Genomic DNA, 13,386 nt, shown 5'->3' with positions numbered 1-13,386 from the left:
GCCAATTTACTCTGCAAGCACTCAGACAGGCGCTTTGCGCGAGCCACCATTCTTAATGAGCTCGGCATGTCGCAGGCAGGTGAGAAAACCACCGATCTTGGCTCCCTTCTGCGCATCATCCAGAGCATCACTGAGTTTGTTGCTAAGCAACTGGTCGATACCCTTGCGAGTAGCAGAGTCCAGCAGTACCTGCAAGGCTTTAGCATCCATATCAGCCCCTTAAAGAGTCTTGATTTCAGTCGCTGGCGACAGCAGTTTGAATACTTGCTCGATGTTGATTTTCACGCTGTCGTTGGCGAAGCCGGCATCGCGGAACACCACCCGTAGGGGCTTATGCCCGGCGAGCAGTTTGACGAAGTCTTCATCGATACCGGTATCGAAGCAGGCGACCAGTGCATCGCCGTCAACGAAGAACACGGTCTTGCCCGCGATAACTTGTTGGCTGATCGGCAGGGCCAGATCCACGCCCCAATCAAGCAACACCTGAAACAGCAGATCTTCGACGGTGCGGTCTTCGCGGATATTGTCGACCTGATCAAAGAGCTGATTCTGGCTGACATCATCCGGTTTGTAGTACACCTCTTTCATATTGGAGGTATCGATTTTAAGAACCCGAAAACCTAAATCAATATGTGGCTTTTCTTGAAACAATGAGTCTTCAGCCAGGAAGTTTTTCCCGCACAACCTCAAGCGCTCCTTGCAGATCTCACTTAAAATTTCTGGCTTATTTCTTTTCTTCAGATATTCGATAGCATTTTTGAGAACCTTCTTATTAAGACCAACAGCTGTTTTGTAGGTCTCATTAAGATTTTCCTGCAACTGTACCAAAATATATCTGCATGAGCTTTTTTGCTCATGATTTAAATTCATGACAGCATGCCCCGTGCTTCCAGACCCCGCAAAGAAGTCCAAAACAATGTCATTTCCTTGGACTCCGATTGCCTTCATAAGGGATGACAGCAAGAACTCATCTTTAGGATTCGTAAAGATGTTATCTCCAAAAAGTGTGCGCAATCTTTTCGACGCCGCTCGACCATCTCGGAATACAACACTCGAGAGGCTTTTATACTCGGTTTTTTTAAGATAGGTTTTAAGACAAGGAACTGTTGTCTCATCCTCACCAAAATGTATTAAATTATTTCTAGCCAGATCTTTCAGCTTTTCTTCTGGACAAAACCAACCACGAGATGGCTGCTTAACATTCTTCCCGGTCACGGGATGGGGAAGCTCGTAAACATACTGCCCTACGTTCGGACCGGAAACGTTGTCAGGGAAATATACTCCATTCTCATCCATCCAAGAATAATGCTTACTAGAATATATCGGGTTTGACTCAGGAAACTGCCGATACCACGCCAGAGCTTCTTTATGAATTGCAGCAAAATTGCTGCCGTGTTTAGCCTTAAATTCACCGAAAGCCTTATATATTTCGTCAAGACCTTCCTTTCTTTCCAGCCATTGACCAAGATTATCTTTTTTGCTTTTCACGAAACAAAAAATATACTCATGCTGTACAGATATATAGTCCTGATCATTCTTACTACTATTTTTCCAAACAATATCGCCAGCATAGTTCTCGCTCCCAAAAATCTCCTCACAGAGCTTTCTAAGATTAGCAGACTCCGCTTCGTCAATTGATACAAGTAGAACCCCATCATCTCGAAGTAGGTTTCTGGCCAGTTTCAATCGAGGATACATCATGTTGAGCCATCTCGAATGGAACCGCCCATTTGAACTGCTATTTAAAACAAGCTGCTGACCCAACTCATCTTTTTGCTCCGAACGCACCAAAAACTCAGCCTGCGACTCTGAAAAATCATCCTGATATACAAAGTCGCCACCTGTATTGTAAGGTGGATCAATGTAAATCAGCTTGACCTTACCGAGATAATTCTCCTGCAGAAGTTTAAGCGCTTCTAAGTTATCTCCTTCAATGAACAGATTCTGCGATTTATCGAAATCGACACTCTCTTCTCTGGATGGACGTAGACTCTTTGCAATCGGCGTATTAGCGGCGAGCAACGCCTCGCGCTTACCGGGCCAATTTAGCTGATAGCGCTCCTGCGCGCCCTCGACGATATTTGATGCCAGCTCCTGACGCAGCAGATCGAAGTCGATAACCTTCTTCAGCCCGCCCTGAGCATCCAACGCTTCGGTGATGCAATTTGGGAACAGCTCAGCCAGCTTGTTGATATTGGCTTCGGTCAGGTTTGGAGAGTGCATCTTCAGCTTGTCCATGGGACGTCCTGTAATTCTTGAATTCTTGGGTGCGAACTGGCGCTCACGCGCTCAGCTGATGAATTTGGGTATTCAGCTCCCGCAATTGAGCGTTGAGCTCTACTTTGCGGTTGAACTGCATTTCTTTGTGCAAGCGCGCCTCCAGCTTGCGCTGCTCGCTTTGCAGGCTGCGCAGCTGAGTCAATCGCTGCAGCTGCTCTGGCAGGCTTTCACCGAGCCTCGCCGGCTGCGGTAGCAAGCTGCGCAGCAGTTGTTCGTAAAGACCATGCAGATCCAGCGCCACCGGCAAGGGTTGACGCTCGGCGTCAGCAGCTAACCAAACTCCAGCGACGTAGCCATCGATGACCCACTTGCTGGCATCGGCTTCGCTGGGGCGTTTAAAGGTCGCCACCATGCGGGTGCGCTGCTGATGGTGCAACTGAAAGATAATCGGCAGAGGGATAGCGCGATCGATGGCGCGCAGTACATCTTCATCTAACTCAACGGTTTTCAGTACGATGTCGAAGATCTGAATTTCTAGGACACCCCCACGCGCCGGCAAGTTAATGGTTTCTGGAGCCAGTTTGTACTGCCAGGTGATTTGCTCGACCTGGGCAACAAATTTATCGCGCAGCGTCGAGCTGACAGAACCCCGCTCGTAGATTTTGTTCTTCGCTACCACGCGGCCTACCTTAGCCTGCGGCGGAAAACTGAATAACCCTGGTGTAACTGGGGCCAGGCTCATGCCGCACCCTGAATGACGATGAAAGTAATCAGCTCGAAATCATCCAGCCCAGAGATTGTGTCTACCAGTGCAGTGGTCTTACCGCCGCTGAACAGACTGTCGATGTCTTTCTCTTCCTTCACATCGATCATCGAGCGGATCGCTTGGTCGAGTAGGTTGGAGTAAGCGCGCATGTTACGCCCGTCCTGGGTGGACTGATTGAACCGCTGGTAGGCATCACTGATCGGCTGGACGTGGCCCTTACAGGCGCTGCGAGCCAGGTCCAACAGACGCTTGGCTTCTGTCTGATCACTGATGATCTGCCCTTCCAGACTGATATAGATCAGGTAGAAGGGATGCAGGCGGTTCTGTTGACTGAGGCTGGCGCCGTGTTTGCGATTGCGCAAGGTGAAGATTACTCCGGGCACCAAGCCAAGTTCCTGCCGTGCCGGCACCACGGCGTGTAAGCCATTGGGGATGCTGCCGAGGTCACCATTGGCCTTGATGTAGCTGAGCAAATCCATGCGGAAATCATTGAGGCCGAGGTCGGTGATGGAGACGCCGGTCTTGATGTCTTCCATCTCGATCACTTCATCCTGCAAACGTCGCAGTTGCTCTTTGCGGTAGGCCACGTCGTTGGCCTGGGCGCTGAGCACGTTGTCGTCGCCAGTGGCGGTAACGTCAGCGATCATCATGCGGTTTTCAACCCGCTCTTTGAGGTTGATGTACTCGTCGAGGCTAATGTCTGGCCAATAGTTGACCAACTGGATGCTGACGTTCTGCGAGCCAATACGATCCACCCGGCCAAAGCGCTGGATGATGCGCACCGGGTTCCAGTGAATGTCGTAGTTGATCAGGTAGTCGCAGTCCTGCAGGTTCTGGCCTTCGGAGATGCAGTCGGTACCGATGAGGATGTCGATTTCACGCGGCTCGTCCGGGTAAATCAGCGCTTTTTCTTTCGAGCGCGGCGAAAACAGTGTCAGTAAACCTTGGAAGTCGTAAGTCTGGCGACTTCCCGGCATAGTGCCGAGGGTGGACTTGGGCGCATCGCTGCCGGTGACCTTGCCGGAATGCACCTTGTGAGCGCTCAGCAGGTACTCAGCAAGGTTGTCGTAGAGGTAATTGGCGGTATCGGCGAAGGCGGTAAAAATCAGCACCTTGCGATTGCCAGGATTGATCGGCGATGCCAGCTTGCTAGTGATCTGGGTTTTCAGGTGCTGCAGTTTGGCGTCATCGGCTGGTGTGACCTTGGCCATTTCAGCCAGCAACTCTTCAATGAAGATTAGGTCGCCTTCCAGGTCTTGCTCCCACGACGGCACGTCCATGTCTTCCAAGCTGATCTGAATCTTCTTACCAATCGTAATGTCGCCAGGCAACGGTAAGTTGTCGTCGTCAAAATCGGCATCTTCAAAGGCAGCGGTAACGTCGGCGAAGTCACTGGCAAGGCCGGTTTTCTTGAAAGTGGCGATTTTGTCCAGCGCGTTCCGATGCGTGCTCTGCAGATTTTTCAGGGTCAGGCGGAAAGACTCGACCGAGCTCTCGAGCCGCTTCAACAGGTTGGTGGTCATCAGCGCTTGCAGGCTTCTCTCGCGATCGACCTGTTTGAGCTTGCGTTTACCTCCCTCCACTTCGGTGTCGTACATTTCTTCGTACTTTTTCAACCGGCTCGGCAGGATGTAGCTAACCGGCGCGTAAACGGCGAGCTTAAGCAGCGACAGCCGGTTGAAGATTTCGTTGAAGCCTATGACGTCACCACGCGGAGTCAACGGGCAATGAAACGACAGTGGCTTGCGGCGTTCAGGGAAGCTGCCGATGTCGGCGGTGTTGTAGAAGGTCTCGATATGCCGTCGCGAACGAGCAATGGTGACGCTGTCGAGCAGCTCGAAGAAATCGAAATCAAGGGTATTGAGAATCGCCGCTGCAGTGCGTTTTTCCGGTGGCAAACCGGTCCAAACGTTGAAGGCTGCCTGGGCGCGACGGAAGATGCCGTCAATGTCCTTTTCAGTGCGCAACTTCTTACTGAGGTTGTCGCTGTCGCCCTCGTAGGCTAAGGCCAATTGGTTGCGCAAATCGCTGAAGCGATTGTTGACCGGGGTGGCGGAGAGCATCAGTACCTTGGTCATCACGCCTTGACGAATGGCTTGATTCATCAGCCGCTGGTAACGGGTCTCTTTGTCTTTATAGACGTCGTTGTTACGGAAGTTGTGCGACTCATCGATCACTACTAGGTCGTAGTTACCCCAGTTGACGCGATCCAGCGGAATGCCCAGCGACTCGCCACGGGTACGAGTCAGATCGGTGTGACAGAGCACGTCGTAGCTAAAGCGATCCTTGGCAAAGATGTTGGTCTTGAGGTTCTGGTTGTAGTTCCGCCAGTTGTCGGCCAGCTTCTTCGGGCATAGCACCAAAACAGACTTGTTACGCAACTCGTAATATTTAATCACCGCCAGCGCCGTGAAGGTTTTACCCAGACCAACGCTGTCGGCAAGGATGCAGCCGCTGTAGGTCTCCAGCTTGTTGATCAAGCCGGTGGCAGCGTCACGCTGGAAGTTGAATAGCTTCTGCCAGATTAGGCTGTCTTGGTAGCCGGTACGGTCGTTGGGCAGCACGTCTTCATTAATGTCTTCCAGAAACTCGCGGAAGATGTTGTAGAGCATCAAGAAGTAAACGCGCTCAGGGGCGTTCTCCTGATAAACCGAGGCGATGTGGTCGCACAGCCGTGACGTCACGTCTTCCAGCTTGCTTGGGTCGCTCCAGATCTGATCAAACAGATTGAGAAAAGTCGCGGTAACGCTTGGCTCATCTATTTTGGTGACAAAGTTCGATACGGCGTTGCCCTGCTGGTAACCCAGATCCACGGCCGTGAAGCCTTGCAAAGGCATGTAGACGCTGTCGCCAACTTTGTCTTGCACGCCCGCGAAGGGCTGCATAGGCGCCTGGCCTCGATTGGAGCGAAACTTGGCCTTGCGTTGAATCCAGTCAGCACACTCCCTGGCTATCGCCTTCTGGGTGAGCTGGTTCTTCAGCTGGATTTCAAACTCACTGCCGGTGGTGGTGCGCTCGCGCTCGGCCTTGGGAATATGAAACTCGCGCTGTTCCTTCTTGATCTTGTCGCTCACCTCGTTGGGCACAAAGGTCGGCGAGGTAAAGATGAACTCCAGGGAGTCGATGCTCTCCAGCTCCTTCTTCAACGCGACGTAGGCGTAGATCGAAAAGCACGAGGCGGCAATCTTCAGCTTCGAGCCCGGCTTGAGCGTACCTTTTAGGTTTTCACCAAGCAGGGTGTTGATGTTGTCGATCAGTTCCATTTGGAGGAATCCCTTTATGCGAGCTGAGGGGATTATCATGGAGCCTGGCCGTAATATCACGCATTACCAGCCAGCAAATTGCCACGTATTCAAATCATAACCCGAGGGGAGCTAGACTGCGTTCGCGCAACCATTGACGCTGCTTCCATGAGCATGAACGGGCGAGCACATCCAGTGACACCTTGGGTGTTAGATGGGGGACAGGAGAAGAAGTCTTCATGTATCCCTGCAAAATAAGGCCTAAAGCATACAACCGCGGCGCGCTAGAACCCGTATATCTGCCATAAAGGCGCCCGTGCATGAACAAGGCCGATCACCGCCGAACCTTGATATCTGTCTAGGCGGACCTTGACGTCTAGCAGCCAAATGCTACCTAACCTAGCCCTATAAAACGGTGGCGTGCATACGACACTCGCGTTCGACAGGACATGTCCATTTGGTTACCAGCACTATCGCGTAGAACCAGTGCAATTGGGCAGCAGGTTGCTGCCTAATTCACCACCACGGCCATACTGAGTAAAACACGTCTTATCCTTAAGATTATGGCCGGGACACTGCGGATATCGGGAAAGACATTAGAAATGTCGGTAGCACAGTTGCGCGGCATTTTTGATGAGACGCAACGGCGGCTGGGAAGCCGACACCCTCAACGGCCACAGCCGAAACGGGCCTGCCTTCGAGCAACATCAATTACTCGGAATCCGATGCTTACGCCAGAGCAACCATGACGATCCAGCTCGACAAAACCCGGCCACGAGCTGCCGGGTTTCATCCTCAATAGCCTCAGGCCACGCCTGCTGCCACATCGTCATTTTCAGCCGGCGCTGTCGCCGAATTCACCACGAACAGATCACGAGCCACGTTCCCGACAGTATTCGTTGTCACCGAATCGAACGTTGCGCCGATCAAACCGCCCAGCAGTGGGACCGCTTTGCCCAAGTTCACCACACCGGTGCTGCCGAACTTGGTGAGTAGCCGGAAGCCCACAGCCTGATTGATCTTCGTCAGGGTCGTGCCACTGATTTTGTTAATGGAGCTGATCGCCAGCTTGTTGGCAATCGAGATGCCTACATCTTTCAAGATGTCTTTAGCGGCATTACCGGCCAGGCATGTGTAGACCAAGGTTTTGACACGATCGTCGCGTGGGTCGTGGCCGCCCAGGTATGCCATCGCGGTGATCATGCGCAGCTGCACGTACATAACGCTGGCGATGTTCGCCGGGATGGTGACAGGCAAAGTAATGATGCCACCCAGCCCGGTCAGAAAGCCGGAGGTGGCGGCTTTGGTGTTTTGCCAGCGGATCAGCGAGTTCGCAGCGTCGATGGCCGTATCATTGTTCTTTCTGTACTCCGCAGCGAATTCCTCAGCCGACTCAGTGCCGGGGATGCCATCCATTGCTTTTTCGTAGGCCCACTCAAGAGCTTGGTTGAGTTTCGTGAGAGTCAATTCGCTAGCCATTTCCACCGCCTGTCCGTGTATGAGGTTGTCTGCATCAAACTGCTACCGAATTCATATCGACCAATGGATCCAATACTTTACAAGCTTGGATCCACAGCCTGCGTTTCGCTATAAACGGGGACTGGCGTCGACGAAGACCGCAGCCATTCAATCCCCCGGATAGCGCACCTCGATCTCGGCATCAAACTCGCCGCCATACCCGGAATAATCCCTCGGTACCCGCTCGATATCCTCCGCCACCGCCTCAATCACGCCACGCAACTCGAGCCGCTCCAGCCATCGATCCGGGATCGCCTCAACGCCATACTGAATACCGAGCAGATGCCCGGCGATAAGCCCGGTACTGTCACTGTCTCCGCTGTGATTAACGGCATTGATCACGCCGTCTTCGAACGACGTTGCAGTGAGTGCACACCAGATGCCGATCGCCAGCGCTTCTTCTGCAATCCATCCGCCGCCAACCTCGTCGATACGCTCGGGGGTTGGACGATATCCTTCGTAGAAAAAGAAAAGCACGCGCTCGACAAGCGCTCGTGTCTCTTCCATGCCGGGTTTGTGGCCGTGCTCGACGAGGCTTTCGGTAATGGCGTGTTCGAGGCTGTCCTGCCGGTCAGCGATGCGCTGGAGAATGTCGGCGAACAGTCCCGCCGCCATATACCCGGTTGGGTGGCCGTGGGTCAGACGCCCGGACTCAGCGGCATTGTCAAAGGCGTTGCCAAAGAAAGCGCAGGGGGCGACACGCATAATCGCGCCGCAACCTTTACTGTTATTTTCGGAGAGAAAGCCAAATCGCGAGCTGGCCTTCAGCGCGTTCACACAGGTATGGCCAGGTGCGCGGCGGGACCACAAATCGCGCTCTTGCACAAGCCAGCCGTTGAGGGTTACGGAAGTCGCAGGCGAGTAATCCTGGGTCATCAACCAACGCAGCAACGCATGGTGGATGACGCTGGGCACGTGGCAAATGCCGCGGGAACTCCCACGCACATAAGCGCGCAGCAGACCTTCAGCGGTAAAGAGCATCATTTGTGTGTCATCGGTGATGGCACCTATGCGGCCATAAGCGGGCGCAAAATCGGCAATGCCCCGCGCTCCAAACGTCGCGCGGATGGCGCTCCATTCCAGAAATTCAACCGGTGCCCCTAGGGCATCCCCCACTGCGCCGCCTAGCAGGCCGCCTTTGATCCTTTCAATTCTGTTCATCTGTGCTTCCTTACGAGGCCGGCATCATGGTTTGCAGGAGGTCGAGCTTTCTTCTGAGTTGCTCAACATGGGCTTTTTCTGCCCGCAGAGCCGACCGCAGTTCTTTATTTTCCACCTCATGAATTTGCGCCCAGCGCATCGAGCTCTTGCAATCGACGATCAATTGCCAGATATCCTGAAGCCGCAGGCACTGCAAAACCAGAACCACTGCAATGGCGGCCATTAGCACCAGCACCCCTGTCGAAATTGCATCTGACGTTGTCATGTTCACCTCCTTATCGTGAGTTCGCTTCATGCCGAAGACGAGCGCAGGATATGTAGCGTTTCATTACACGTATAGAATGTAGACTTATACAGGTAAACAAATCACGCACATGGAGCGGGTATGAAACGCGCGCAGGACATCCAACAGGTTCGCTGGGATCTGGCACTTCGCTATCGGTTGATCGAAACGGTTGTGTGGTGGGAAGGCCGGCTGACCACGGGCCACCTGATTCAGAGCTTCGGCATCAGCCGTCAGCAGGCCTCGAAAGACATCAATACCTACATCAATGAACATGCGCCTAAAAATCTTACATATGACAAGCAGCTGAAGGGCTACGTACCGAGTAAGCACTTCAAACCGCTGTTCATCGACGACAGCGCGAGCGCCTATTTGCACTTGCTCAATCAGACTCACTCACGGGCGCCGCACGTAGAAGGACTCGCCCTGGCGTATGCACACACGATGGTTCTGGAAGTGCCCGATCGCACTATCCGCCCGGAAGTGCTGCGCCCGCTGCTTAAGGCTTGCCGTGAAAGCGAAGTGATTGCCGTTGAATATGTTTCGCTTGCCAACCCGGTCCCCGAGACCCGGCTGATCGCGCCTCATACGCTGGTCTACACAGGGATGCGTTGGCACGTGCGCGCGTATTGCGAAAAGAACCGCATGTATCGGGACTTCGTTCTGAGTCGGCTGCGCGGCCAACCGGAATTCGAGCGCCGAACCGAGAACCTGATCGATGCAGACGAAGACTGGAACACTGAGGTGGCCGTCGTTATCGAGCCCGACTCGCGTCTCAAGCCAGAACAGAAGGCGATCATTGAGGCTGATTTTGGGATGGAAGAAGGCGTGCTGACGATTCCGACAAGGCGCGCTCTGGTGAAGTACGTACTCCAGCGCTTTCAGATTGACCCGAAGAAGCTTGATCCCAAGGCGGCTGCGCAGCAGATCGTGGTCAAAAATCTGGATGAGCTGAAGCCCTGGCTTTATGAGTGAAGAAATGGACCTCGCGGCCTCGACGATCAGGTTGAGGTGCGCAAGGGCCCAATCTGCGGGTCATCAATTCTCAGACTCAGATTTCCGCTCACCTCGATGCATTCCAGTTCTTGTACGCCTCCGTCATCTCCACTTCCGTCATCACCATCCCCAATCTTGGATAAACCTGCTTCAGCTCAAGCTCAGCCGGGATGATGTAATCCGATCCTCTGATCGATCGGTAGAATCGGTTGGCCACACCGTCGAACCCAATAAGGTCTGGCTCGTCGACTGGCAGCCCTGGACCGACGTATTCGCGGCGAGCCGCCATGTCGAGCACTGAATTGATGTGTGTTTGAACACTCCGATCGCTACGCTTGAAGAAATGCACGGGCTGGAAGCTTTCTTCCCACACATCAACATGACGCTGGAGCTCAGCCTGAGGCGGAATTTCCCCGAGAACGTTTCCCGCCAGTACGAGCAATTCAACAAGATACCGAGCGGTGAACTGCGCCAGAAAACCCTGCACGTCGTTGCGTTTCAGGCCGACGAACATCATCGCGTAGCGCGTGTCGACTTTCATGGCGACAAGGACGTGGATCCTGCCAAATTTGGTGACGTGCAGCTGCCAGCGATCCACTCGCTCGTGGGCTGTGCTGTCCGCTTCTAGCAATTGGGCAGCGGCGGCGGGCTGCACGGCGCTGATGATTTTGCCCTTCACTTTCTTCGAGAAAAAATCAGCGGCGTCTTGGGTGCAATCAAAGATCAGCATGGGTATGGGTGGTCCATTCGGCGATGGTTGAGGATACCGACGCTGGGCTCGACGCGCCAACAGGCGGAAAAGACGAATCGGCTGTCGGTAGCTTTTTGGTGTCCGGACGGGCCACTTCCCGGCTGAAGCCGGTCCTACTGACAGCGTGCATTCAGTGGGACTGGCATTAGCCGGGAAAGCCGAAAGCGCATCTTCATCGAATCATCTGCCTAACCCCAAGCATCACAATCACCGCCCCACACACCCGATCAATCGCCTTCTTCTTGCTGGCATACGCACCGGCAATTCGGGGCCGTGATAACGCGGTCGCGATCAGTGCGTACCAGGCAGAGGACACGAGGCCGACCATCGCCGGCATTGCCGCGAAGGTTTCAACCTCGACATGACTAGGCGCGGCAGCGGAAAAGATCGCGGCGTAAAACGCGACTGACTTAGGGTTGGCAATGTTGGTCGCGACGCCCTGTTTGAATGCGCTTCGGAGGCTGCGCATCTGCCGCCAGCACATGGCGCAAAAACAACGAACCCGCCACCGACAATCCCTCCCGCGATCTCACGCAAATGTTGAGCTCGCGGCTGGCCCAATCCTCTTCCAGCTGAACCACTTTCGCACCGTCCATTCGGTAAATCCCTGCGCTGCCCTCCGGCATGATGCCGACGCCGACGCCTGCCTGAACCATCAGGCTCAGGGCGTCATAGCTGGCGACTTCCATGCGGATTCTCAGGGAGCGGCCGAGGTCGTTGGCGGCTTTGATCAGCTGGAAATTCAGGTGGGTGCCGCTGCGCAGGGCGACGTATTCGTGGTCGAGGGTGTCGCTGAAGCGTACGGACTCGCGGCCTGCCAGCGGGTGGTCGTTGGGCACGATCAATACGAGGCGGTCGGTGCGAAACGGAAAGACTTCGATGTCGGCGCCGTGGGGCAGGCGCGTGAAGATGCCGATCTCGGCGCGGTTTTCGGCGACGGCTTTGGTGATCGCCAGGCTTTGGTGTTCTTCGAGGACGATGTTGATCAGCGGGTAAAGCGCCATGAACGACTTGATCAAGCCGGGCATGAATTGGGTGATGGCAGATATGTTCGCCAGCACGTGCACCGAGCCGCGCGTGCCGTTGGAGTAGTCGCGCATCTGCAGAACGATGTCGTTGAGGTTGTTCAGCGCGCTGCGGGCCATGAACAGCAGCGACAGGCCGGCATCGGTCGGGGTGATGCCTTTGTTGGTGCGGTTGAGCAGCCGGGAATCGAGCAGCTCTTCCAGTTCGCTAAGCCGCTTGCTGACGGCCGCAGCCGCGATGTGTTCGCGCTTGGCAGCGGCAGCGATAGTGCCTTCTTCGACGACGCTGACGAAGAGGCGCAGCGAGACGGGGTCGAGTTTCATGTGGGGTACCGGGCGTGCTGGCCTGAGTGGCCGCCATAGTACCCCGTCAGACATCGCCTCAGAACGCGCCCGACAACAGATGGCCGGCGTTCGGAACCTGCGCTTTTAGGCCGAGGGTTTTGAGCATCTGGTAGACAGTCGCCACGGAGGCGGACAGCACCGGCTTATCGAGACGATCCTGTACGACCTGGATGGCGGGCAACGAGGGCATCTGCACGCAGCACGACAGCACCACTCCATCAGCTTGCCCGATGTTGAGCCGGTCGGCGTGGGAAACCAGATCCATTGGGTCGAGGCGCCCGACTTGCAGGTTGTCGGAGACTTCCAGGCTGATGGCATCCACCACTTCGATGCCGGCCGCTTCGATGTAGTCGATGACCTGTTGGGTGAGTGGCTTCATGTAGGGCGTGATGATGGACACTTTCTTGTAGTCGAGCATGAGGAGGCTGTCGATCAACGCCCCGGCCGAGCTGAGCACGGGTGCGTCGGACGCATTGCTGGCAACGGTTTTACTCAGACGATCCTGCGACACTTTGTGGTAACCGGCGCCCTGGCACATGATTGCCACCAGGCAGGCGTACGCCATGACATCGACCCGGGCATCGCTCAATTCCAGCGCGCAGCGGTCGCTGTCGATGTCCATTTTCTTCAATTCTTCGGGGCTGACTTTCATCATGCGCATGCGGGAGGAATGGAAGGTGAAGCGCTCGTCCGGGAACAGGGAGTACCGCGACGTCAGCATCGCGGGGATCTCGGTTTCCATGGTGGTGTTGGAGCTGGGGACGATCTGGCCAATCCGGAAATTTCTCACAGGGTCTTCTCCATTTCGCCGACGGCGAGGTCATGTGCGACCGATGCTAGGAGTGACCGTGAGCGGCGTATATCAGGCAATGGTGAGCCTGCCATCGCGGCTGGCGATGGCAGGCAACAAAGATATGGATGACCGGGGCGCGGTATTAGTGCCGGCACCTGTTCATGTGGGAGCGAGCTTGCTCGCGAAGAGGCAGGAACATCCGCTGAATCTTCGGCGACTGAAATGCCGTCTTCGCGAGCAAGCTCGACTCCCACAGGTACCGCGTTTACTGCGCGAAACCTTGGCG

The 13,386-nt window shown here is 54.8% G+C and carries 12 protein-coding genes; 1 reads left to right on the top strand and 11 read right to left on the bottom strand.

Going from position 1 to position 13,386, the window contains the following annotated elements:
• Positions 1-21 precede the first annotated feature (21 nt).
• From JN403_RS07610 to JN403_RS07580, 7 genes are all read right to left on the bottom strand, one after another.
• Positions 22-210, bottom strand: a complete 189-nt coding sequence (locus JN403_RS07610) for a hypothetical protein (RefSeq protein ID WP_205486616.1) — start codon at positions 208-210, stop codon at positions 22-24.
• A 9-nt stretch (positions 211-219) separates the two neighbouring features.
• Positions 220-2,238 carry a site-specific DNA-methyltransferase gene (locus tag JN403_RS07605; protein WP_205486614.1) on the bottom strand — a complete coding sequence of 673 codons (2,019 nt, stop codon included), beginning with the start codon at positions 2,236-2,238 and terminating at the stop codon, positions 220-222.
• Between the two features lie 43 nt (positions 2,239-2,281).
• The gene (locus JN403_RS07600) at positions 2,282-2,962 is read right to left on the bottom strand and encodes a DUF4391 domain-containing protein (protein WP_205486612.1); all 681 of its coding nucleotides are present in this window, start codon (positions 2,960-2,962) and stop codon (positions 2,282-2,284) included.
• Complete coding sequence (locus tag JN403_RS07595; protein ID WP_205486611.1) at positions 2,959-6,249, bottom strand: helicase-related protein; 3,291 nt, start codon at positions 6,247-6,249, stop codon at positions 2,959-2,961. Before JN403_RS07595 ends, JN403_RS07600 begins: the two co-directional genes overlap by 4 nt.
• 783 nt (positions 6,250-7,032) lie before the next feature.
• Positions 7,033-7,707: an EcsC family protein gene (locus JN403_RS07590; protein WP_205486610.1), complete on the bottom strand. Its 675-nt coding sequence runs from the start codon at positions 7,705-7,707 to the stop codon at positions 7,033-7,035.
• A 147-nt stretch (positions 7,708-7,854) separates the two neighbouring features.
• Positions 7,855-8,907 (bottom strand): ADP-ribosylglycohydrolase family protein, encoded by a 1,053-nt coding sequence (locus tag JN403_RS07585; RefSeq protein ID WP_205486609.1) that lies wholly within the window; start codon positions 8,905-8,907, stop codon positions 7,855-7,857.
• 10 nt (positions 8,908-8,917) lie between these two features.
• A complete protein-coding gene (locus tag JN403_RS07580; protein WP_205486608.1) occupies positions 8,918-9,172 on the bottom strand; it encodes a hypothetical protein in 255 nt (84 codons plus the stop codon).
• Positions 9,173-9,292: 120 nt separating this feature from the next.
• On the opposite strand from JN403_RS07580, the gene JN403_RS07575 reads away from it, so the two are divergent.
• Positions 9,293-10,165, top strand: coding sequence for a WYL domain-containing protein (locus tag JN403_RS07575; RefSeq protein ID WP_205486607.1), 873 nt, complete (start codon positions 9,293-9,295; stop codon positions 10,163-10,165).
• Between the two features lie 88 nt (positions 10,166-10,253).
• Here the strand turns inward: JN403_RS07575 and JN403_RS07570 are convergent, their stop codons facing one another.
• The 4 genes from JN403_RS07570 to JN403_RS07555 all read right to left on the bottom strand — a co-directional run bounded on the left by JN403_RS07570 (position 10,254) and on the right by JN403_RS07555 (position 13,097).
• The gene (locus JN403_RS07570) at positions 10,254-10,916 is read right to left on the bottom strand and encodes a hypothetical protein (RefSeq protein ID WP_205486603.1); all 663 of its coding nucleotides are present in this window, start codon (positions 10,914-10,916) and stop codon (positions 10,254-10,256) included.
• A 193-nt stretch (positions 10,917-11,109) separates the two neighbouring features.
• Positions 11,110-11,406, bottom strand: a complete 297-nt coding sequence (locus JN403_RS07565) for a LysE family transporter (RefSeq protein WP_240356845.1) — start codon at positions 11,404-11,406, stop codon at positions 11,110-11,112.
• On the bottom strand, positions 11,348-12,286 hold the full coding sequence (locus JN403_RS07560; RefSeq protein ID WP_240356843.1) for a LysR family transcriptional regulator: 939 nt from the start codon (positions 12,284-12,286) through the stop codon (positions 11,348-11,350). Before JN403_RS07560 ends, JN403_RS07565 begins: the two co-directional genes overlap by 59 nt.
• Before the next feature lie 58 nt (positions 12,287-12,344).
• Entirely contained in the window at positions 12,345-13,097 is a 753-nt protein-coding gene (locus JN403_RS07555; RefSeq protein ID WP_275900179.1) for an Asp/Glu racemase, read from the bottom strand.
• Positions 13,098-13,386 lie beyond the last annotated feature (289 nt).

It is taken from the genome of Pseudomonas sp. 15A4, from assembly GCF_016925575.1.
Taxonomy (GTDB): Bacteria; Pseudomonadota; Gammaproteobacteria; order Pseudomonadales; family Pseudomonadaceae; genus Aquipseudomonas.
The sequence above is the reverse complement of the archived record's forward strand: the minus strand, read 5'-3'. Positions and strand labels throughout refer to the sequence as shown.